At 39.6% G+C, this 22,413-nt stretch carries 16 protein-coding genes and 1 riboswitch; of the genes, 13 read left to right on the plus strand and 3 right to left on the minus strand.

Features of this window, described 5'->3' with window-relative positions:
- The first annotated feature begins 145 nt into the window (after nt 1–145).
- From mgtE to ACFQ4X_RS04775, 4 genes are all read left to right on the plus strand, one after another.
- Nucleotides 146–1,504, plus strand: a complete 1,359-nt coding sequence (mgtE, locus tag ACFQ4X_RS04760) for a magnesium transporter (RefSeq protein WP_379833402.1) — start codon at nt 146–148, stop codon at nt 1,502–1,504.
- 248 nt (nt 1,505–1,752) lie between these two features.
- Entirely contained in the window at nt 1,753–3,579 is a 1,827-nt protein-coding gene (locus ACFQ4X_RS04765; RefSeq protein WP_379833403.1) for a sensor histidine kinase, read from the plus strand.
- Entirely contained in the window at nt 3,576–4,214 is a 639-nt protein-coding gene (locus ACFQ4X_RS04770) for a response regulator (protein WP_379833404.1), read from the plus strand. Before ACFQ4X_RS04765 ends, ACFQ4X_RS04770 begins: the two co-directional genes overlap by 4 nt.
- 324 nt (nt 4,215–4,538) lie before the next feature.
- The gene (locus ACFQ4X_RS04775; protein WP_379833405.1) at nt 4,539–5,375 is read left to right on the plus strand and encodes a GNAT family N-acetyltransferase; all 837 of its coding nucleotides are present in this window, start codon (nt 4,539–4,541) and stop codon (nt 5,373–5,375) included.
- A gap of 472 nt (nt 5,376–5,847) precedes the next feature.
- On the opposite strand, the gene ACFQ4X_RS04780 is transcribed toward ACFQ4X_RS04775, so the two are convergent.
- Both ACFQ4X_RS04780 and ACFQ4X_RS04785 read right to left on the minus strand, forming a co-directional pair.
- Nucleotides 5,848–7,449: an MDR family MFS transporter gene (locus ACFQ4X_RS04780; RefSeq protein WP_379833406.1), complete on the minus strand. Its 1,602-nt coding sequence runs from the start codon at nt 7,447–7,449 to the stop codon at nt 5,848–5,850.
- A 73-nt stretch (nt 7,450–7,522) separates the two neighbouring features.
- The gene (locus tag ACFQ4X_RS04785) at nt 7,523–7,960 is read right to left on the minus strand and encodes a MarR family winged helix-turn-helix transcriptional regulator (RefSeq protein ID WP_379833407.1); all 438 of its coding nucleotides are present in this window, start codon (nt 7,958–7,960) and stop codon (nt 7,523–7,525) included.
- Nucleotides 7,961–8,235: 275 nt separating this feature from the next.
- Between ACFQ4X_RS04785 and ACFQ4X_RS04790 the strand changes: the two genes are divergently transcribed.
- Nucleotides 8,236–8,892: a peptidoglycan recognition protein family protein gene (locus tag ACFQ4X_RS04790; RefSeq protein WP_379833408.1), complete on the plus strand. Its 657-nt coding sequence runs from the start codon at nt 8,236–8,238 to the stop codon at nt 8,890–8,892.
- On the opposite strand, the gene ACFQ4X_RS04795 is transcribed toward ACFQ4X_RS04790, so the two are convergent.
- On the minus strand, nt 8,889–9,251 hold the full coding sequence (locus ACFQ4X_RS04795) for a DUF2243 domain-containing protein (RefSeq protein ID WP_379833409.1): 363 nt from the start codon (nt 9,249–9,251) through the stop codon (nt 8,889–8,891). The two genes, ACFQ4X_RS04790 and ACFQ4X_RS04795, sit on opposite strands and share 4 nt — an antisense overlap.
- 134 nt (nt 9,252–9,385) lie before the next feature.
- Between ACFQ4X_RS04795 and ACFQ4X_RS04800 the strand changes: the two genes are divergently transcribed.
- The 8 genes from ACFQ4X_RS04800 (at nt 9,386) to addA (ending at nt 22,408) form a co-directional block, all read left to right on the plus strand.
- On the plus strand, nt 9,386–10,216 hold the full coding sequence (locus ACFQ4X_RS04800; RefSeq protein ID WP_379833410.1) for an STAS domain-containing protein: 831 nt from the start codon (nt 9,386–9,388) through the stop codon (nt 10,214–10,216).
- A gap of 92 nt (nt 10,217–10,308) precedes the next feature.
- Nucleotides 10,309–10,518, plus strand: coding sequence for a hypothetical protein (locus ACFQ4X_RS04805; protein WP_379833411.1), 210 nt, complete (start codon nt 10,309–10,311; stop codon nt 10,516–10,518).
- Nucleotides 10,519–10,533: 15 nt separating this feature from the next.
- Nucleotides 10,534–10,893 (plus strand): hypothetical protein, encoded by a 360-nt coding sequence (locus ACFQ4X_RS04810; RefSeq protein ID WP_379833412.1) that lies wholly within the window; start codon nt 10,534–10,536, stop codon nt 10,891–10,893.
- 335 nt (nt 10,894–11,228) lie between these two features.
- Nucleotides 11,229–11,882 carry a serine/threonine protein kinase gene (locus tag ACFQ4X_RS04815; RefSeq protein WP_379833413.1) on the plus strand — a complete coding sequence of 218 codons (654 nt, stop codon included), beginning with the start codon at nt 11,229–11,231 and terminating at the stop codon, nt 11,880–11,882.
- 77 nt (nt 11,883–11,959) lie between these two features.
- Nucleotides 11,960–12,049: riboswitch (cyclic di-GMP riboswitch) on the plus strand.
- 207 nt (nt 12,050–12,256) lie between these two features.
- A complete protein-coding gene (locus tag ACFQ4X_RS04820; RefSeq protein ID WP_379833414.1) occupies nt 12,257–13,192 on the plus strand; it encodes a GGDEF domain-containing protein in 936 nt (311 codons plus the stop codon).
- Nucleotides 13,193–13,308: 116 nt separating this feature from the next.
- Complete coding sequence (locus ACFQ4X_RS04825) at nt 13,309–14,382, plus strand: GGDEF domain-containing protein (protein ID WP_379833415.1); 1,074 nt, start codon at nt 13,309–13,311, stop codon at nt 14,380–14,382.
- A gap of 782 nt (nt 14,383–15,164) precedes the next feature.
- On the plus strand, nt 15,165–18,668 hold the full coding sequence (gene addB / locus ACFQ4X_RS04830; protein ID WP_379833416.1) for a helicase-exonuclease AddAB subunit AddB: 3,504 nt from the start codon (nt 15,165–15,167) through the stop codon (nt 18,666–18,668).
- A complete protein-coding gene (addA, locus tag ACFQ4X_RS04835) occupies nt 18,665–22,408 on the plus strand; it encodes a helicase-exonuclease AddAB subunit AddA (protein WP_379833417.1) in 3,744 nt (1,247 codons plus the stop codon). The genes addB and addA overlap by 4 nt, the downstream gene beginning before the upstream one ends.
- The last annotated feature ends 5 nt before the right edge of the window (nt 22,409–22,413 follow it).

A 22,413-nucleotide genomic window follows, 5' to 3' on the forward strand; every position in this document is an offset into this window, starting at 1 on the left:
CATCTATTTAAGGTGGTTTTTTCTTTATGAAAAGCGATATGCTATGAATAGGTTTAAAAAGCGTGATGTTGCATCATTTCTTTCATAGTCACACATGAAAAAATCACTTATAATAAATGAGTATTTTATAAGGAGGTGACGTTCCTTGTTTAAAGAGATGTCAGAGAATCAGATCTTATTGTATGTCATTAAAAACCTGAAAGAACTTAGAAAAAGAGAATTTCAACTGCTTATTGATGAACTTCATCCTTACGACATTGCCAATGTATATAAGAACTTGCCTGAAAAGCACAGGCATAAGTTTGTAACGTTTTTGACAACCAGACAGATTGCATCATTGATTCAAGAATTAGACAGTGACCTGCAGATGGAGATTCTGCACAAATTAGGCATCGAACGGTCATCTCATATCATGAACTTGATGGAAAACGATGACCTTGCTGACTTGCTTGGTAATTTGGATGTAAATGAAATTCAGGATTTCTTAGCTTCAATGAAAGCGGATGAATCAAAAAGTGTTCAGAGTTTGATGCAATATGACTCTGATACTGCCGGCGGAATTATGACCAACCGTTTTGTCTGGATTCCGAAAGTCTATACGGTTCGGGATGCGGTTGAAAAATTAAAAACATTCGCAGGTTTTGCCGAGAACATTTATTATCTCTATGTTATTGATGAAGAAAAAAAACTGGTTGGGGTTGTTTCGTACAGAGACTTACTGCTGGCTGAAATGGATGAAAAGATTGAAGAGATTATGTACAGCAGGGTTATTGCTGTACCTGCCGAAACAGATCAGGAAGAAGTAGCCAGAACGATTGAGCGATATGACTTTATCGCGGTTCCAGTTATTGATGATCAGGAACGATTGATCGGGATTGTAACTGTCGATGATGTTCTCGATGTCTTAATTGAAGAAGCGAATGAAGACATTGAAAAGCTATCAGCAACTGGTAAATCGATTGACTTTCAAACAAGCGCGATTGTAGCATCATATCGCCGTTTACCTTGGCTTATCTTGTTACTCTTTATTGGGATATTATCTGGAAGCATCATCAGTACATTTGAAGGCACCATTGAAAAAGCTGTTGCTTTGACTTATTTTATGCCGATGATCGCTGGGATGACGGGAAACACAGGTACACAGTCACTTGCCGTTGTGGTTCGTGGATTAGTATCGCATGATATCGACCGTGCGACGATCGTAAAGCTGATCATGCGGGAGTTTGGTGTAGGTTTTATTATAGGAATAACATGCGGTATTTTAATTGCGATTGTCGCTTTTTTATGGAAAGGCAACCTCATTTTAGGTCTCGTTGTAGGAAGTTCTTTATTTTTCACTTTAATAATTGGGACACTTGCCGGTACATTAATACCTTTACTGCTGTATCGCTTTAAGGTGGATCCGGCTGTTGCATCAGGACCTCTGATTACGACGCTGAATGATATTTTCTCGTTATTTGTTTATTTTGGAACAGCAACAATGTTTTTATCTCATCTCTTATAAAAGGTTAGTTAATAGGTACTATACTCATATACGTCTTTTGTGTAATAGAAACAGCTTAACTGAAGTGCGATAATATTAAAAAAACATGGTTTTTCCGGAATTGGTCAGCGGCGTAAGTCATTCGACTAATTTCGGTTTTTTTACGCTCTATTTCTTTAGCACATTCACCACATTTTGGAGGAGAATGTCTGCTAAATAGCTATGTTATAATGAATTGACTGAATTTTTTATAAAAAGAGGTGGGAAAAGTGGGTTTGAATCGGGAGGCAGCAGCAAGTAAATTTGTTTCGGCTATCATTTTAGCTGGGATCATTATTTGGATTTTTAGTGCTTTTTCTATCACGAAATATCCTGATCTGCTTATTTTTTCTACATTATTGCTGTTTCTATTTATTACAGAATACTTTCCGATTCCGATTTGGAAAGGACTTAGTGCTTTAAGTTTTCCTTTGCTTTATACAATTGAACTTCTATATGGCTGGGGATTAACTGTTGTCGTATTTGGCGCAATGGTTTGTCTCATTCATGCGTTGAATAAGCGTCCGCTTCGCATTGTTCTATTCAATCCAGCACAGCTCCTGCTCAGTTTTTTTGGTGCTGTTCATGTTACAGAACTTATTCTTTTATCCTTAGAAGCTGGATTGAGCGCTTTCTGGTATGCAGAACTAAGAATGATCCTGATCGCTGGGATGTACTATATCTTCAATAACCTTATCGTAGATGCTGTTTTACTGATTCGGCCCCAAACGTACCCATTAAAAATATGGAAAACAAAAACGATCTCAGAGAGCCTTGTAACACTCTTTTCCATATCGTATATTACCTTAATGTTCTTGTTAGGCAGCCAAAATCGTGGTGTGGTTGACGTATTCTCCTATATCTTTTTCTTCTCGCCGCTTGTGGCGATCGCGCTTATCTCTTCATTTATTGCGAGGCTGCACCAAGAGAGAAACCGTTTAAAGGCTTTATACAAAATTAGTACAACCTTCAATGCTCATCTTCCATCGAAAGATTGGCTTCAGCAAGCGGAGCTCCCATTTTTAGAGTTTCTCGGAACTGATGCGGTGATATTGTTTCTAAATGATGGAGATTCATGGAAAAAAGCATATGAAAACGGCGTGGTTTCAGTTGAAAAAGAAATTTGTACTGATTTTATTGAGCTGCTGGAATCGAATCCTTCCATGCATTTATTTAACAAAAAGAATGAGAATAACGCGTGGGGATTTTCTTTCTTTCCCGATTCCATCAAGTCTGTCATGCTTGCGCCGCTAATGGCGGAAGAAGAGATAACGGGGGTGCTTATTACTGGCAGAACGAGATCGCATTCTTTTTCTGCAGTTGATACACAATCCATGGCAACATTAGCAAACCAGCTGGCAGTTGCCTGGAAAACAAAATTGCTTATTTCTGAACGTGAAAAACGTGTTTTATTAGAAGAACGAAACCGTATTGCCCGTGAAATACATGATGGAATTGCACAGACACTGGCTGGATCTGTCATGCAGCTTGAAACGGCACAGCGTGTTTTTACCATAAAACCTGAAAGAACAAAACAATTAGTAGCTGTCAGTACAGAGAAGCTGAGAGGAAGTTTGAAGGAACTCCGAGAGTCCATCTATGCATTAAGACCTTATCCAACTGAAAGAATTGGGCTTCATCAAGCAATTAAAGCAAAGATAAAGTCTATAAAAGAAGAAGGGCATATCATTCAGATTCATTTTCAAGAGCGGGGAACACCCAGCAGATTGAGTACAATGGTTGAAAAAGTGATTTTTGATATTTTTCAAGAAAGCCTTCAAAACGTCTTAAAGCATGCAAAGGCTACAAAGGTGAGCATCCTGCTAAGCTACTCAAACGATCAAGTAATTTTTAGGATCAAAGATGACGGTATTGGATTTTCTCTTTATGAATCGATGATTAAAGCTCAACAAGAACCCCATTACGGCATATTAAACATGAATGAACAGTCAGATACTTTGGGGGCGTCTCTTCATATTGATTCTGCCAAAGGAAAAGGAACAGAAATTAAACTTCAAATACCTCAATTAGAAACAAAGGAGGCTCACATAACATGATTTCTATATTACTAGTAGATGACCATGCTATTTTAAGAGACGGATTAAAAAATATACTATCTTTTGAAGATGACATAAGAGTTGTTGGAGAAGCAATCTCTGGTGAGGAAGCACTCAAACTAACAGAAGAATTGTCGCCAGATGTGATCATTATGGATATTAATCTTCCTGGTATGAATGGAGTCGAAACAACAGCAATTATTAAAGAAAAAAATCCTGATGCCCGCATACTCGTTTTAACGATGTACACACACGATGAATATTTAATGTCTGCGTTAAAAGCAGGAGCGGATGGATACCTATTAAAAGATGCTCCTTCTGAACATGTTGTTGATGCAATAAATGCTGTTTACCGCGGCGAATCTATGATTACACCGAGCATGACAAAGAAACTGGTAAATATTCACCTTCAGCAAACCCAAGTGAAGAAAGATGAATCGAACCTAACTGACAGGGAACAGGAAGTGCTGATTGGCCTAGTAGAAGGGCTGAGCAATAAAGAAATCGCAGAAAAACTCTTTATCAGTGATAAAACAGTAAAAATTCACGTTAGTAAAATCTTTAAAAAACTAGAAGTTAAGAGCCGTTCCCAAGCCGTCATCTATGCAGTACAAAACCATCTAGTTTCTATGTAAACCAGTCCATTGGCTGGTTTATTTTTTTCGCTCTTTTCTAAAAGATTGTTGCAACTAAGAGATTTTATCGAAATTCTTCATTGAATAGTTAATTGGAGCGAAAGGACGAGACTCCTGCAGGATGAGTGGGACAGGTGAGACCACTCAATGTCGCGAGGCGACGAGGGGGCTCACCGCCCACCCTGCGGAAAGCGAGTCCTGTAGCGGAAATTAACCTCTTACAAAAGCAAAAAAGAAAACAGCCATTTTTTAATGGAGAAAATTGTTGCATTTTTCCATCTTGAAGCTAAAATTAATAGAAACATATGAGAGGGGAACAGGCAGATGGTTGTTAAAGCAGATCAGACGATGCATGAGAAAGTGATGAATTATTTGAGTGATGAACCTGCTCTTAATCTATTTATCATTGCGGATATTGAGAATTTCGGCTATGAAACTGATTTTCAGGAAATCTGGACAGACCTTGATGAGGCAGGAGAAATACAAGGGATCCTCCTTCGTTATATGGGGAACTACTTGCCATATTCAAAAGGGACCATTAATGCAAAAGATTTTTCAGAGATCATAAACAAAGACACCGCATATGAGATGCTCTCAGGAAAAAAGGAGATCACTGAACAGTTCCGTCCATATGTTAAGTTTGGACGCACAAAAGAAACGTATTTTGCTGAGCTTAAAGATAACCGCTTGTTAAATAAAAACAGCAGCCGAGAAGGTATTCAGAAAGCAGAGCTTCAAGATGTGGATTCATTAATAGAACTGAAACTGCAGATAAAAGAATTCTCGATTAGAGCTACTGCAAGACAAAGTTTAGACCAGGCTCTGAAAACAAAAACGGGACGTACATATTTTATGAAAGAAGATAACATTGTCGTTTCATGCGCCTCAACAACTGCTGAAAATTCATTATCCGCGATGATCGTTGGTGTATGTTCACATCCCGAAAAAAGAAACCAAGGTCTTGCAACCCTATGTATGGAAGCACTTTGTCAGGATGTTCTTTTAGAAGGAAAAACACTTTGTCTTTTCTACGATAATCCAAAAGCAGGTTCCATCTATAAAAGGCTTGGATTTAAAGATATCGGCATGTGGAGTATGAATTATCCTGTTCATATGACTGTTTCTGAGAACGATACAACACAAGAACCATTAGTAAAATAAAAGGCTCGTTTCTAATAGATGTGCCTTAGAATTTTTTTGTTGAATACGCTTCTTGGACTAGTTGATTGGAGCGCAAGGTGCGAGACAAAGGCTATGGGACAAGAGGACTCTTGAAATACGGAAGCGTCTTTCTAGCCCCGACAAAACAAACGGTGAATGGCACTTTTATCTTTGTTGATGCAATTTTACGGTACGTGTTCTTAAATTTATTACACGTACGCTCAGACTCATTGAGGTTACGCTCAAAAACATCGAGTTACGCTCAAGATTTTCTCGCTACGCTCAAACTACCTTTAGTTTCGCTCAAAATCTTCCTTTTTCGCTCAAAGTCCCTCTTCTTTACAAAAAAAGGGACAGTGCAAGAGGAGCTAGCCGCTGCACCTTGATAAGTGAGACCCCACAGGCGCATTTTGCTAGCGGAAACTGAGCACCTAGCGAAATAAAAAGACGGCAAATTCATGCCGTCTTTTCTTTATGCTGATTGATCTTTTAATTTTGCTTTGCTTTCGTTGGATGTTCTTAGCGGTATCTCTTTTAAGAAGAAGAAAGTAAGCAGCAGGGCGGTTCCGATTACGAGTGCTCCTGTCAGAAAAACGCCATTTAATGCATAGCTTAATGATTCGCGCAGAATCTCCATGACTTGTTTTAAGAAAACTACAGATTCTGGAGGCAAGCTGCTGAACTTCGCCATCACAGCATCTTGGTTCAAAAGTACTTGAGGGTTTGCCAACTCCTTAATTTGTTCACTCATCTGAGGTGTAACATTTGGAGTGGAAGCAATCAGTTTTTGAGAATTTTCGCTAAAGTGATCTGCCAGTGTGTTGTTCATTACACTTCCCATGATCGAAACACCGATAGTTCCTCCTAACTGACGGAACAGCTGTACAGAGGAAGTGGAAACTCCTAAATATTTATGTTCAACTGCATTTTGTACAGTTAATGTAAAGATAGGGAACGTGATTCCAAGGCCAGTTCCAACTAAAATCATGTTCAGTGTAGCTGTAATATTCGTTGTTTCTGTATCCATAAAATGCATGCTCGTCATTCCGCTTGCCATGATGAATAATCCGAGCAGGGCAAGTTTTTTATACTTGCCGGTCTTCGTTATGATCTGGCCGCTGATCGTACTTCCGGCTACCATCGCAAGTGTCAGGGGCATCATAACAAATCCGGATTTCGTAGCTGACGTACCCATTACGCCTTGGATAAAGAAAGGCATATACATGATTGAACCGAACATTCCTGCTCCCAAGAATAATCCGATAATGTTTGAGATTGTAAAAACTTTATTTTTAAACATTTCAAGCGGAAGTACAGGGCTCGCGACACGCTTTTCTGTACGGATAAACAAAAAGAGTGCAACGATTGTTACTCCGAAAAGTCCTATGATCTCGGGCGATAGCCATTCATACTGATTTCCAGCCCATGTGAACGAAAGCAGAAGTGGAACTACTGTTATCGTTAAAAGCAAAGACCCGGTATAATCAATGGATTCCTTTTCTTTTCTTTGTACAGATGGAAAAAGAAAATAAATAGCTGCAAAAGCTACTAACCCGAACGGAAGAAAGATCCAAAACACCCAATGCCAATGAAAATGATCCACGATATAGCCGCCCAGTGTTGGTCCGAAGACGCTTGCCAATCCAAAAACACTGCTCATAATCCCTTGCCATTTACCGCGTTCACGAGGAGAAAAGAGATCACCTACAGCTGTAAAAGCTGTAGACATGATCATCCCTCCGCCAAAACCTTGAATCCCGCGGTATAGGATGAGTTCGAGGATGCTGTCTGAAACACCGCAAAGTAGTGAACCGACAGTGAAAACTCCAATCCCTATAAGTATAAAGGGTTTTCGGCCGTATATATCTGATAGTTTTCCTACAAGAATAGCTGTAATGCTCGATGTTAACATGAAAATCGTAAATACCCAGCTATAATATTCAATGCCGCCAAGATCGGCGATTATTCTTGGCAGTGAAGTTCCTACGATCGTTTGATTTAAAGCTGCAAAAAGCATAGCAGCCATAATAGAAATCATGATTATTATTTTCCGCCGGAGTTCAAGATGTTCCATAAATCTGCTTCCCCCTATTCATCTAGTAAATAATTAATAAAGTGAAGTATCTAAGAAAAGCAAAACTGCCCAATCAATCAAGCAGTTTTGTAGAAGCAGCCACCATGAGCTTCATTTCTTCTTCTGATAAATGAGTAAACTTTTTAGCTAAATACTCGTTTTTTATTTGATCCATCTCATCTGCAATTTTCTTGCCGTCTTCAGTAATTTCCAAATATACGATTCTGCGGTCAGAATCCGAACGTACCCGCTGAATATAGTTCTTTCCAACAAGCCGGTCTGTAACAGCTGTGATATGGCTGGATGAAACCTTTAATTCATTTGCGATCTCAGAGGCCATTAAAGGACTATTCTTGTGAAGAGTCTGCAGAACTGCAAATTCATTGCTGGGAATATAATCGGTATAAACTTCATTCAAACCTTTTCTGAGAGTTCGAAAGAGTCTGCGTAAACTCATTTCCAATTCGCGCTCTAAATTAATTCTTGATTGAGATTGCTCGTTATTTTCCATATTAACACCCTTGCTTTTTGTTTCTTCTCTAACTATATGATAATTTATATTTAATAAGAAAGAAAGTAAAAGGGTTAAGGGGAATACTAGATGAAGAATTCAACATTGTTTTTTGTGCTTCTTGGTTTTGGTTTTTTAGTAGGTATCGCCTATTGGATCTGGGCGATTACAACTCAATCGCCGCCGGGTGGAATGTAAAAAATGAGCCGTCATGGCTCTTTTTTTATGCAGAAAAACATTTATAAATGAAAGGAAATCGATTTGGAGGTGTAATTTTGAAGGAAAAATATTTGATTACAAACCAGCATATCAAAAAGGAGCTTAAGCAGCGTCCTGGTGGAAAACGGACTCCTCGTTATGCAGTTGCTCATGATACTGGAAACCCCGGTTCAACAGCCAGGCAAAATTTTAACTATTTTAACAGCAGACCATTGGAAGCCTCTGCACATGTGTTTATTGACGATAAAGAAATTCTTGTTATCATCCCGCTGCATGAAAAGGCTTGGCACGTGCGTTCAAACGTTTCAGATGCGAATGATTGGGCGATCGGGGTAGAGCTATGCTATGGGCCATCAATTGATTTTTCAGAAGCTTACAGCCGCTATGTTTGGTTTTTTGCTTATATGTGTGAGAAATACCAATGGAATCCAGAGACCCATATTAAAGGACACTTTCAGCTTGATCCGAAGCGAAGAACAGACCCGTTAAATAGTTTTCATCAATACGATAAAAGTTTTCCTTTCTTTATTGAAGATGTTAAATATGAATTGAAAAAACAGCTGGTTAATCATGAAGAATTTAAAGATACAGCAACTGCACCGGGCAGCCTATTTAAAGTGCAAATCGGGGCTTTTTCATCCAGGGAGAACGCACAAAAACTTGCAGCCAAAGCTAAAGCAGCTGGTTTTGCCGTTTATATTGAGCATATTTAAATCATTTGTTTTTCTTTCTTCCACGTATAATACACAAAGCAGATTCCGACCAATACAAATAAAGGCTCCAGCACATTTGCTTCAGGCCCGCTCGTTACTCTATGCAGCTGAAAAACCCAGTGAAACAGAATGTTGTCTACTGTTAAAAATAACCCGATAGCTGCTATGAATCCGTGAAAAAATGAAGAATTATATCGTTTATAGATGAACAGTAAAATTAATAATAAAATAACAACTCCCAAAAAAACTGCCCCTATGCGTTCACTTATAGTTTCCGCTCTTAATTCCCATGCAAATACCTTTGTTGACCAATGAGACATAGCAAAAATCCCCAAAATAAATCCAAACCAAATCTTCATATTACCTCCTTACTAGTAAAAGAACAAAATCCGACATGAAATTTAAAAATACAGGTTTAACTTATGTATAATAATGGTATATAGATAAGTGGTATGCAATCATTTTTTATTTCTATAGGGGGATTATAGATAAGATGGAACGTCAATTGTACGAATTGGGGCAAAAGATCGTTACACATAAATACGATCTTGCCAGAAAAATTGATGAAGTTAAAGCTGAGTATGGCGAACCCGTATCTGAACTTACAGATCAGGTACTGCAGCTTCGCGGAGATTTATTCAGTTACTTCGGGAAATCACTTTTTCAAGAATTGTCAGAAGTTGAACCTCTTTTTATAGCATGGGGAAAGAAGAGCGGCGAACTTGCAGTTCAATACGAAGTTCCTTTAGACATGGCATTAAAAAGCACCCGTTTCTTCCGGATTGTATTATGGGATTTCATTCGTAATGAGATTCATAATGAAAGTTTTTCAGTAGAGACGGTACTTAAAGCAGCTTCTGTTATTGACCCGTTACTAGATGAAACGGTTCATGCTTTCAGTGTTGCTTATGTTGAAAACAACAACAGAGTCCTTGGACTTGCACGTGAGGCGATTGAGGAGCTTTCTGTTCCTGTTGTCAGATTAACAAGAACTGTTGCGGTTCTGCCGCTTGTTGGAACAATTGATACACACCGTTCTAAGTTAATCATGGAAACTTCTCTTCAGAAATGTACTGAATTACAAGTTGAACACTTATTTATCGACTTATCAGGCGTACCTGTCATTGATACGATGGTGGCTCACAACCTGTTTAAGGTTATCAATTCACTTAAGCTTTTAGGTGTGAAAGTTACATTGAGCGGAATGCGCCCAGAATTAGCGCAAACAGTTGTATCCTTAGGAATCAGCTTTGAAGGAATCTCAATTTCAGGGAATCTTTATCAGGAGCTTGAAGCAATGGGAATCGCTCAACAGCCGAAATAAGCATAAAATATCTGCCATTTTATGGGCAGGTATTTTTTTCTTGTATAAAAAGAACGTTTGTTCGCATATAATGAAAAAAAGGGGGTTTTTTCATGACGAATTTGTTAATGAGATGCATCCATGAAAGGGCAGCCATCGAGATGATCTATTTATCAGAGAAAGGTGTGATCAGTCACAGGCTTATTACGCCATACTCGTTTGATGGAAAATTGATAACGGCCTATTGCGCAGTTCGTAAACAAATTAGAACATTCGAGCTGAAAAATATTTTATCGGTGCAATTCCGGTTTTTGCCTTCATAGAATGGGGGGATAGACATGCAATATGGAAACGAGGAAGAGCGTTCACTCATAGAAAAATTTGTGATGTATCCAATTATGCTGACCCTATTTGACCGGGACTTGAAGGTAGTGAACCGTTCTCCGTTCAAACTAAAACAGCCTTACATTGCTTTATTGGAACAGATTATGAGTCAGGTGAGCAAAGACCTGCATGACGTACGCATCGAGCTTAGGAAGAGAAAAATAAAGGTTATGGATGGACGAAGAGATCAAGATATTACTGAATATGAGATATTTATCCGGGGTTATCGTGAAATTATGCGATTTCCAAACGTCCACTTAAAAAACAAAGCAGAAACCCTCATGCTGTCATATCTTCGAGTAGCATCAAAATAATCAGCCTATTTTTGTTGAGACTTTTTTCTACTAGATTTGTTGTTTTTAAATTGTTTTTTGAAAACTCTTCGTTGATAAAGTTGATTGAAGTGCAAGGTGCGAGACTCTAGCGGGATCAGCGGGACAGGTGAGACCCCGCTAGCACGAAGCGATAGGGAGGCTCACCGCACGCCCCGCGGAAGCGAGCATCCTGGAGCGGAAATCAACCCTTTCAAATTGCAACAAAGTTTACGAAAACAGCCTTGTTAAAGTTTCCTTTTTGACTCCGTCTGTATACAATGAACGTAATGCAGAATGATATCATTACTGAAGAATATCAGAAATTGAGGAAACACATGGAACACTTTATCCAACTGGCACGACAATTGAATAGAGAGATTATGATTGAAAGCCGGAACCCGTTTGATCCCGTATGTCCTGTGAATACACCTTTTCCTTGGAAGATACTTGGTTGCGGCAATTATGCTGCGGTATTTTATCACCCTGACTATCCTTCATATGTTGTGAAGATCTACGGCAGAGATGAACATGGTCTTCTAGAAGAAAAGAAGGCTTATGAACGTTTAGGTGAACATCCGGGCTATTCCGTTTGCTATTATACAGAGAACAGGTTTTTGATTTTAAAGAGAATCGAAGGAATCACGCTTTATGATTGTGTCCATAAAGGTATCAGAATTCCCGAAAGTATCATCCGGGATATTGACAAGGCTTTGGAATATGCAGAAAAAAGAGGACTTTTTCCAAGTGATGTTCATGGCAAAAACGTCATGATATCAAAAGGAAAAGGTATAATAGTTGATGTTTCTGACTTTTATAAGAAAGAATCTTGCCGCAAGTGGAAGGATTTACGAAAGGCTTATTTCAGTATTTATAAGCCTGTTTTTTATCGTTTTCCCATTCGAATTCCTTATTTTGTTTTGAATATGATTAGGATGGGGTATAGGTACTATCGTAAGTTAAAATTATCCATAAACAAGGGTAAAAAATAATAGTATTAAATACCTATAAAAAACATTGGCACAATTTACCTATATAGGATATAATATCTATAAACGAATAGGAAACCTTTGTTTAAAGGCAAACCAGTTGAAAAACTGGGACGCAAAGCTATGGGCCTAAAGTATGAGTGAACATACAATGGCAGCCGGTTGCCAAAGGGGAACGGATAATATTGATGTTTCAGAAGCAAGAAGGTCGAGGAAGTGAAGTTTCGAGGAACGGAGCGTATTAAACATACGTGAGTACCGCAGAAACAAAACTGACGAAGAGATTCGACGCTTATCAAACATTAAAAGCCATTTCCCTTTATTTAAGGGTAATGGCTTTTTGTATGCAAATTTTTAAGATTTGAGGGGTTGCAATAATGGAAAACTTCCAACTAGAATTACGCACACTCAAAAAAAGCTTATTTAGGGAATTCATGAAGTCGATTCCAACGATGATACATACACATAAAGAACACTTAAGCCAGTTTGATGACTTCAGCTCATTTATGAACGGTTTTGTTGAACAATATGAAAAAATATTAGAGAAATTTTTGCGAGGAATCGTACATGCAGTATTTTTGCAGGAGGAACGTTTTCAGCATTTCTTGAAACAAGCTGAACAGAAAGCATTCCGCTCAGGCATCCATTTCTTAAGACACCAGCGAATTCCTCACCAAGCTCTAGCTTGTTTCTCTACAAGTATAAGAGAATCAGTTCTGCAAGAAATGAAAAGAGTAACAGTATCCGACTCGCTTCCGGTGCAGCTTTTTATGTTAGAACGCTGGAACACGGTAACACATCGTGCGATTACAGGTTTCTTAAGCGGATTTTCATCTCAGCAATTTAAAGATTTAAAAGAGATCAGTATCCGTGATCCGCTTACTAATCTATATAATCGCCGTTATTTTTATGATTGTCTTGAAAAAGAAATTGGTAAAGCTCAAAAACAAGAGATGCCGATTACACTCGTTATGTTTGATATAAATAACTTCAAACATATCAATGATGAGTATGGCCATCATGCCGGAGATGAGCTTTTACAGCAGATCGCGGAATTATCCAAGCGATTAAAACTTTTATCAGGTTTTCGGTTTGGGGGAGATGAATTTGTCTTTTTGCTGCCGGGAATAACAGAAGAGGACGCTTACAAACTGGTTGAAAAGATGGAAAGCCAGTTAATGGCATGGAACAAATCTATTTCATTAGCATACGGTGCGATCGAGCTGTTAGGCGATGCATGTGAAAATATTGATTATTACCTGCAGCTTGCTGATGAACGGATGTACAGCAATAAAAGAGAAGTTAAAGCATAACTTCTGAGACTTAAGTACGGTTTTTGTATAATGGAAGTTTAAGTAATATTAAACAAGAAAGACCATATGCTATAATTTCCTGATTATAGCAACTAAATGCAAAGGAAGATGGCAGCATGAAAGACTTATTTATAATTACTGAACATCGTTCTGAGACCATCTCTTCACTATTGCGATGGTTCTTTCTTGTCATTTGTATACCGCTTTTTTATTACAAGCCGATCGCAGATGTTTTAGATTTTAACAAAGACACATTCCCAGTCCTTTTTACAATAGGGATCCTTTATATGACATCTACACAAATCGTCTTAAACCGATTTCCTGAAAAGTCCTTTTATTATCTGATTTTTACCAGAGGCGGAATCCTTTTTGATTATATTGCTTATGTTTGGCTGATGCAGCTGTCTGGAGGCTCGGAAAGTCCATTCATGCCTGTAGGTTATTTGATTGTTATTCATGCCGCTCTTTACTGGAGGTTAAAAGGTTCTTTTATAGTTGGCGGTGCCAGTTTTGCTGTTATTCTGTACTTCTTTTTAAGAGATGGAGGATATCAAGACACAACAGAGTTTTTTCAGTTCTTTATGAATACGTCATTTTTATGGCTGATTGCCCTGTATGGAGGGGTAATTGCATCTAAAGAAAGACAGTATTATTTCGAGAAAAATATGTACCAGCTTCAATCTCTCCAGGATTATCTTACTGGGTTATTAAACCACCGAAAGTTCCAGGAGGATGTCTTAGAGAAAACGAAACAGAAAGCTCCTTTTGCGCTAGTTCTTTGCGATATTGATCATTTCAAAGAATTTAACGATACACATGGACATGTTATAGGTGACGAAGTCCTAAAACTTGTTGCCGCAGCATTTGAGCGATATTTGCCAGCAAAAGAAGGTAAAGCTTATCGATATGGCGGAGAAGAATTTGCGTGGATCATGGAAACGGCAACAGAATCTGAAGTTACAGAAACGATTCAGCAGATAAACACTCATCTGCAAAAGTATCCGTATACACTTGAAGATGGAGAACTTCCTGTTACTTTAAGCTATGGGATAGCTTTTTATCAAAAGGGAGAACGTCCGGCAGACATTATACAGCGTGCAGACACGCTCCTTTATGAAGCAAAGGCAGCAGGGAGAAACACATTAAAATTAGATCATAAAAAAAGTGAGGAAAAGCAGCTGATCGTGTAGCTGTTTTTCTTTTTAAAGGCGTTGTTGTAATCATGTAGTTCTTTGGAGTAGTTGATTTCCGTTCAAGGATACTCGCTTTCCGGGGGGGCGTGCGGTGAGCCACTTTGGTGCTCTGCACCTACTGTGTCTCACCTGTCCCGCGACCCCCAGGAGTCTCGTACCTTGCACTCCAATCAACTTGTCAATGAAGACTCTTTACAAAAATGCCTTAAAAGCAATAATCTTTTAGAAAAGAGCGTTTTTAATAAAAGATAAGAAAGTATAAAAATCAGGAGAATAATCATGTTTCTCCTGATTTTATTTTGTTAAAAAGAAAGAAAACAGCTTTTTTATAGAACATACATGCAGGGTACATAAAAGAAGTAAAGTTGATACGAGAAATTACTAGTAGATGAGGTTCCAAAAACAAGAATCGTACCGTTATAAGTCCTAAGCAAGCACTTATAAGTCTTCAAAAAAATTTATAAGTCTTCAAATTTTTTTATAAGTCCTCAAAAAACTTTATAAGTCTTCACCATTCTTGGATCAAGAAAAATAGGATAGACAGTTCAAAAAAAGCATCACTAAGCTGCAACTAGGTGCAGCAGACAGGTGAGACTCTACATGCGGAAATCAACCACTTTCAAGAGCAACAAAGGTTACGGAAACAGCCTTTTTTTATAATAGGTATCCTTTAAATACCAGTCAGATTTCATGCGTTTTAAGTATACTAGCCTTTGCCCTGCTAGTAGATTGTGAGATAATAAAAGCAGAATTTGTGTACGGAACAGGGGATGGAAAATATGAGTTTGCAATTTATTTTGGGACGATCCGGCAGCGGAAAGTCCCACTCTGTCTTTCAAGAGATACGTGAAAAACTTGCAGAGGATCCGATGGGGAGTCCTATTATCTATTTAGTGCCAGATCAGATGACCTTTCAATCCGAATATAAGCTTGCATCAACTCCCGGATTAAATGGGATGATTCGTGCCCAAGTTTATAGTTTTTCACGTCTTGCTTGGCGCATTCTTGGTGAAACAGGCGGGATGACAAGAATGCACATCACAAGCACTGGTGTGAGAATGATGCTCCGCAAAATTATTGAGAGTAAGAAAGAAGAACTGAAGATATTTAAAAAAGCTTCTGAACAGAGCGGTTTTTATGAACTGCTCGAGCTTATGACAACAGAATTAAAGCGGTATTGTATATCCTCAGAAGATCTTTCCTGGAATGCAGAAACGCTGCTTTCACTTGGTCAAAAAGAAAATAACAAAAAAGTGCTCAAAGACAAGCTGTCTGACTTAAGCATCATTTCAGGCGCTCTTGAAAAAGCTCTTGCTGGAAAATACTTAGATTCTGAAGATTATTTAAAACTTCTACAGGAGAAAATACCTTATTCTGATACGATAAAGGATTGCGAGATTTACATAGACGGTTTCCATTCTTTTACACCGCAAGAACTTGAAGCAGCTGCTGGTCTCATGGCACATGCAAAGAAAGTGACGATTGCTCTGACTTCAGAGGAATCATATCGTCCGGACACTGATCCGCATGAACTGGATCTCTTTTATATGACAAAGAAGACAGCACAAGTTCTCACACAAAAAGCGAAAGAGCTGAATGTGGAGATAGAAGAGCCAATCGTACTCTCTCATACGCCAAAATTTATTTCTCCTGCGATTGCCCATATTGAAAAACAATATGATGCGAGACCTGCGATCAGCTATTCGAACCCAGAGGGGATACACTTAGCAGCTGGGGTCAATTTAAGATCAGAAGTTGAAGGTGCAGCGAGAAAAATTATTGAACTTGTACGTGATGAAGGATACAGATACCGGGATATTGCTGTAACGGTAAGAAATGCGGGCAGTTATCAGCCTCTTATTGAAACAGTATTTGCCGATTATGGGATACCTGTTTTTCTAGACCAAAAAAAATCGATGCTTCATCATCCGCTCATTGAACTGATCCGGTCTTCACTGGATGTTGTTTTAAAGAACTGGCGGTATGAAGCTGTATTTCGTGCTGTGAAAACGGATATGCTTTATCCGCTTGATGAGATGAGAAAAACAACATCAGAGATTAGAAGATGCATGGACGACCTGGAAAACTATGTATTGGCTCTTGGTATTCAAGGCAGCCGATGGACAGATTCAAAGCCTTGGAAGTATAAGAGACTCAGAGGATTTGAAGCTGATGATTTCGGAAAAACGAGCCAGGATGATGAAAAAGAACAGCTGATCAATGATCTTAGAGATATGATCGTGTCACCGATGAAAAGACTTTCTAGAGATTTATCTAAGAGCATAACCGTAGCAGATTTTTGTACATCACTTTATAAATATTTAGAACATCTCTCCGTTCCTATGAAACTAGAACGCTTAAGGCTTCATGCTGAATCTGAAGGGAAGCTTAGAGCTGCACGTGAACATGGACAGGTGTGGAATGCATTGCTTGGCCTTTTGGATGAAATGGTAGAGCTGACCGGAAGCGAGAAGCTTTCCAAAGAGACATGGATGCAGATGCTTGAGACGGGTCTGGAAAGTATGAAGTTTGCTCTTGTTCCGCCGTCACTGGATCAGGTCCTTGCAGGAACTTTGGAGCGTTCACGTTTTACAGATGTGAAAGTTAACTTTTTATTAGGTGTTAACGATGGAATCATACCGCTAAAACCAAAAGATGATGGTCTGTTATCAGAAGACGAAAGAGAAGCGCTTGAAAGAAACGGTGTTGTGCTGGCACCTTCTGCAAGAAGAAAACTGCTCGACGAACAATTTATGATCTACCTGGCATTGACCAACGGCAGTGATCGTCTGTACGTGTCCTATGCGCTTGCTGATGAAGAAGGAAAAACATTGCAGCCATCAATGGTCATTCAAAGGATGAGGGATCTATTTCCTGATCTAAAAGAGTATCTATATCAAAATGAACCGGGTGTTGAAGAAGATTTATCTTTTGTTCAGCATCCTGTGAAAAGTGTGTCCTATTTAAGTGCACAGCTTCGCGAATGGAAAAAGGGATATCCGATCTCGCCGGTTTGGTGGGATGTCTATAATTGGATCATTACCGATGATCAGTATGACCAGTATGCAAAAAAAGCGATATCGAGTTTGTTTTACTTTAACCGGGAAGCACCTTTAAGCCCTTCCGTATCAAAGGATCTATATGGGGAAAGCATCTTAACGAGTATTTCCCGCATGGAGTTATTTCAATCTTGTCCGTTTTCACAGTTTATGTCTTATGGACTTAAACTGAAAGAACGACAGATGTACAAACTGGAAGCTCCTGATATCGGACAGCTGTTCCATGCTGCTTTAAAACAGATGAATGATGCATTGCAGCAGAGGAGAGTTCAGTGGAGCGATCTGTCTAAAGGAGATTGCTACCGTATGGCAGGAGATATCGTTGATCTCTTGGCTCCTCAGCTTCAGCATGAGATTCTGTTAAGCTCCAACCGCCATCTTTATATTAAGAAGAAGCTGAAAGAAGTTGTGGGCAAGGCTTCGCATATTTTAAGCGAACATGCGAAGGCAAGCGGATTTACTCCAGCAGGTCTTGAACTGGCATTTGGCACAGGCGGAACGCTGCCGCCATTAGTGTATAAACTGCCGAACGGCACAACGATGGAAGTAGCAGGACGTATTGACAGAGTTGATACTGCTGCTAGTTCAAAAGGTCTCTTAATGCGTGTAATTGACTATAAATCGAGTTCAACAGGATTAAACCTTGCTGAGCTGTATCATGGCATTGCACTTCAGATGCTCACATACCTGGATGTGGCAGTTGAACATTCTAAGAAATGGCTGGGTCAAGAATCAATCCCTGCAGGTGTACTTTATTTCCATGTTCATAATCCTCTTTTAAACCAAAAGAAGCTGTTGACTGCGGAGGAAATTGAAAAAGAAGTGCTGAAGAAATTTAAGATGAAAGGTCTTGTATTAGCTGAAGAAGAAGCCGTGCAATTAATGGACAGCACGATGGATAAGCGTTCTAACATTATTCCGGTTGCACTTACGAATAATGGATTCCATAAGTCGCACTCGTCCATTGCTTCGGCTTCCAATTTTGAAACGATGAGACATCATGCGCGTAAAATGGCTGTCAGCTCCGGAACAGGTATTACGGACGGAGTGATTGATATTTCGCCTTATGAAATGAAAAAGAAGGTGCCTTGCACGTTCTGTTCGTATAAACCGGTCTGCCAGTTTGATCAGACACTTGAAGAAAATCAATACCGTCAGCTGAAACCAGAAAAAGATGAAATCATTTTAGAAAAAATGCAGGAGGAAGGAGGCAGTCTCATTTGAAAACATTAATTCCAAAACCTGAAGGATCAACTTGGACTGATGAACAATGGCAAGCAATCCAGGCACGAGGAGAAAATATACTCGTTGCAGCAGCGGCCGGCTCAGGGAAAACAGCAGTTCTTGTTGAAAGAATCATTACGATGATAAGAGAACAGTCTGCAGATGTAGACAGATTGCTCATCGTTACATTTACAAATGCGGCAGCTGCAGAAATGCGCAAGCGTATCGGAGAAGCTATTGATAAAGAGCTGACTCATAATCCTTCTTCGCTGCATCTTAGAAGACAATTAAATTTATTGAACAAAGCTTCCATCTCTACACTCCATTCTTTTTGTATTGAAGTTTTAAGAAAGTATTATTACGAAACAGATCTTGATCCAGGGTTCAGGGTAGCTGAAGAAACAGAAGCTGAACTTATCCGTCAGGAAGTGATTGAAGAGCTTTTTGAAGAAGAGTACAGCAAGGGAGAGGACCATACTTTTTATCAGGTGGTTGATGCATATAGTTCAGATCGGAATGATATGGATCTTCAGAAGCTTGTTCTTTCACTCTATGATTTTGCAAGAAGCCATCCAGACCCTGAAGGATGGCTGGATCAAATGGCTGATACTTACGAGATCAATGCTTCGTCCATCGATGACCTTCCTTGGACAAAAGAACTTCTTGCGGATATTTCCCTGCAGTTAGAAGGATTGCAAGCGATGGCAGTTCGTGCGCGTTACCTTGCTGAAATCCCCGGAGGACCACTCCCTTATGCAGCGACACTGGAAGAAGACTTGGAATTTTTAAAGTCACTGGGTCATGTGAAAGAGAGCTGGAGTCAATTATATGAGGTTTTCCAAACGTATGAACCGCCAAAGCTAAAAGCGGTCAGAGGAAAAGATGTTGATGAAGAATTAAAGAATAAAGTAAAAGCAATGAGAGACACCATTAAAAAGAAAACGGGCAGTTTAAAAGAAGAATTCTTTGAACGCCATCCTGATTCCTATGTTGCACATATTGAAGAGATGGCACCGATCGTAAGAGAGCTATCATCTCTTGTAAAAGCATTCGGCCGGGGATATTCATTGGCAAAGCGCGAAAAATCACTCGTCGATTTTGGAGATCTTGAGCATTATTGCCTGCAGGTATTAAAAGGTGAAGGTTCAACAATGGAAAATCCGGTTCCTTCTGATGCGGCAGCTGAATATCGTGAGCGGTTTGTCGAAGTTTTAGTAGATGAATATCAAGATACAAACTTTGTTCAGGAATCGATTGTCCGTCTCGTTTCAAAGGACTCTGGTTTTGGAAACATGTTCATGGTTGGTGATGTAAAGCAGTCTATCTACCGCTTCAGGCTTGCTGAACCACTTCTCTTTTTATCAAAGTATAAGCAGTTCACAAAAGAAGGCGGGAACGGACTCCGAATCGATCTTGCCAAGAATTTCAGAAGCCGAAACGGAGTTCTTCAGGCTACCAACTATTTGTTCAGGCAAATTATGAACGAAACAGTCGGAGAGATTGAATACAGTGAAGATGCTGAACTTAAATTAGGAGCAGATTATTACCCGGATCAGCCGGGAAATGAACCTGAACTGATTTTGATTAATAAAAGCCAGCCTGCTATTGATGAGGAAGGTCTAGAGAGCGGTGAACTGGAAAAGTCAGACCTTGAGACCGTCCAGCTGGAAGCGCGTGTGATCGCTGAAAGAATAAAAGAAATAGTCGGGACAACGGGGAATTCTCCTCATCTTGTTTTTGATAAAAAAACGAAGATGATGCGTCCTGCAAAGTACAAAGACATCGTCATGCTTTTTAGAGCAACCTCACAATGGGCACCAGTTATTTTAGAAGAATTTAAACAACAGGGAATTCCTGCACATGCAGAACTTTCAACTGGATATTTTGACGCGACGGAAATCCATGTGATGATGTCGCTTCTAAAAGTAATCGATAACCCTCTTCAAGATATACCGCTTGCAGCGGTTCTCCGATCTCCGGTAGTAGGTCTGACTGGTGAAGAGCTTGCAATCGTCCGGCTCATTCAAAAAAAGGACAACTATCTTGGAGCGGTCGAGCTATACAGTCAAGAAGGAGAAAATCCGGAGATCAAGGAAAAGCTTTCTCTATTCTTAAAACAGCTTGAATCATGGCGTCATCAGGCTCGTCAAGGGTCACTGGCAGATCTGATCTGGGACATTTATAGAGAAACGGGTTACTTTGATTATGTTGGCGGTCTTTCTGGAGGTAAACAAAGACAGGCAAACTTAAGGGCGTTATACGACCGTGCAAAAATGTATGAAAGCACATCTTTCCGCGGGCTATTTCGTTTCCTGCGTTTTATCGAAAGGATGCAGGAACGCGGCAAAGATCTAGGAGCAGCAAGAGCGCTCGGTGAACAAGAAGACGTTGTACGCATAATGACAATTCATAAAAGTAAAGGTCTCGAATTTCCGATCGTTTTTGTCGGAGGCTTGAACAAGCAGTTCAATACGAGAGACCTAAAAGAAAAAGTGCTGCTTCATAAAGAACTTGGTCTCGGAACGCAATATATTAATCCTGTATACCGTGTAACATATCCAACACTTCCACGATTAGCAATCATAGGCAGAAAAAAGATGGAGCTTGTCGCCGAAGAAATGCGTGTCCTTTATGTAGCACTGACACGTGCGAAGGAAAAATTGTATCTGGTCGGAACAGTAAATGACATCGAAAAATCTGCTGAAAGCTGGAGTGGCTCTCTTTATGAAGAAAACTGGCTGCTTCCGGACCATGAACGTGCAGGAGTGAAAAGTTATCTGGATTGGATCGGGCGTGCGGTGATCCGGAATAAAAATGCAGGTCCTCTATTATCTGTACTAGGTACTGGTGAACGAGGAAGAGGAGAAGTTTTCATAGATGAAACAGATTGGAAGATTACCATTCTTCCAGCGAGTGATTATGAAGAACTTGAGACAGCACAAGAGCAGAAACAAGAAGAGCTGCTTTTAAAACTGCAAAAATCCGAGACGGTGGACATTGCTAGTGACTCGAAAGATGAGATCAGCCACCGTCTAGAGTGGCAATATCAACATAAGTCTTTAACTGCAACGCGTTCCAAGCAATCTGTTACAGAGTTAAAAAAGCAATTTCAAACAGCAGATGAATACAGCAGTACTGATCTTGTAAAAGCGGCACAGCCTGCAATCCATGAACGTCCTCGATTCATGCAGGAATCTCAGTTGAATGCCGCTGAAGCAGGTACAGCTATGCATATGGTTATGCAGCATGTGGATTTTACGAAATCTCAAACTCTGGAAGACTTGGAGGAACAGCTTGCAATGATGGAATCAAGAGAGCTGCTGACATCGGAACAAGCCCGTTTCATCCAGATTGGACAAATAATTGATTTTATCAATGGACCGCTTGGACAGAGAATCATAGAGAACGGAAACGTAAAGCGGGAAATTCCATTCAGTATGGCACTTCCCCTTTCTGAAACGAGAGAAAATTGGGGCGGGGAAGAGGAGCATGTACTCGTTCAGGGTGTTATCGATTGCTTGATTGAAGATGAGGATGGATTCGTCTTAATCGACTATAAAACAGATAAAATACAGAACAGATTTACGAATGGATTTTCAGGAGCGAAAGAAACGCTGTTGAACAGATACGAAATGCAGCTTACTTTATACGCAAAAGCAATAGAAAGAATCTTAAAGAAACCGGTAAAAGAGAGTTATCTCTACTTTTTTGACGGTGGACACATTCTGCAAGTGAAATAGGGGGG

The sequence above is a fragment of the Fictibacillus halophilus genome (genome assembly GCF_042680145.1).
Taxonomy (GTDB): domain Bacteria; phylum Bacillota; class Bacilli; order Bacillales; family Fictibacillaceae; genus Fictibacillus; species Fictibacillus halophilus_A.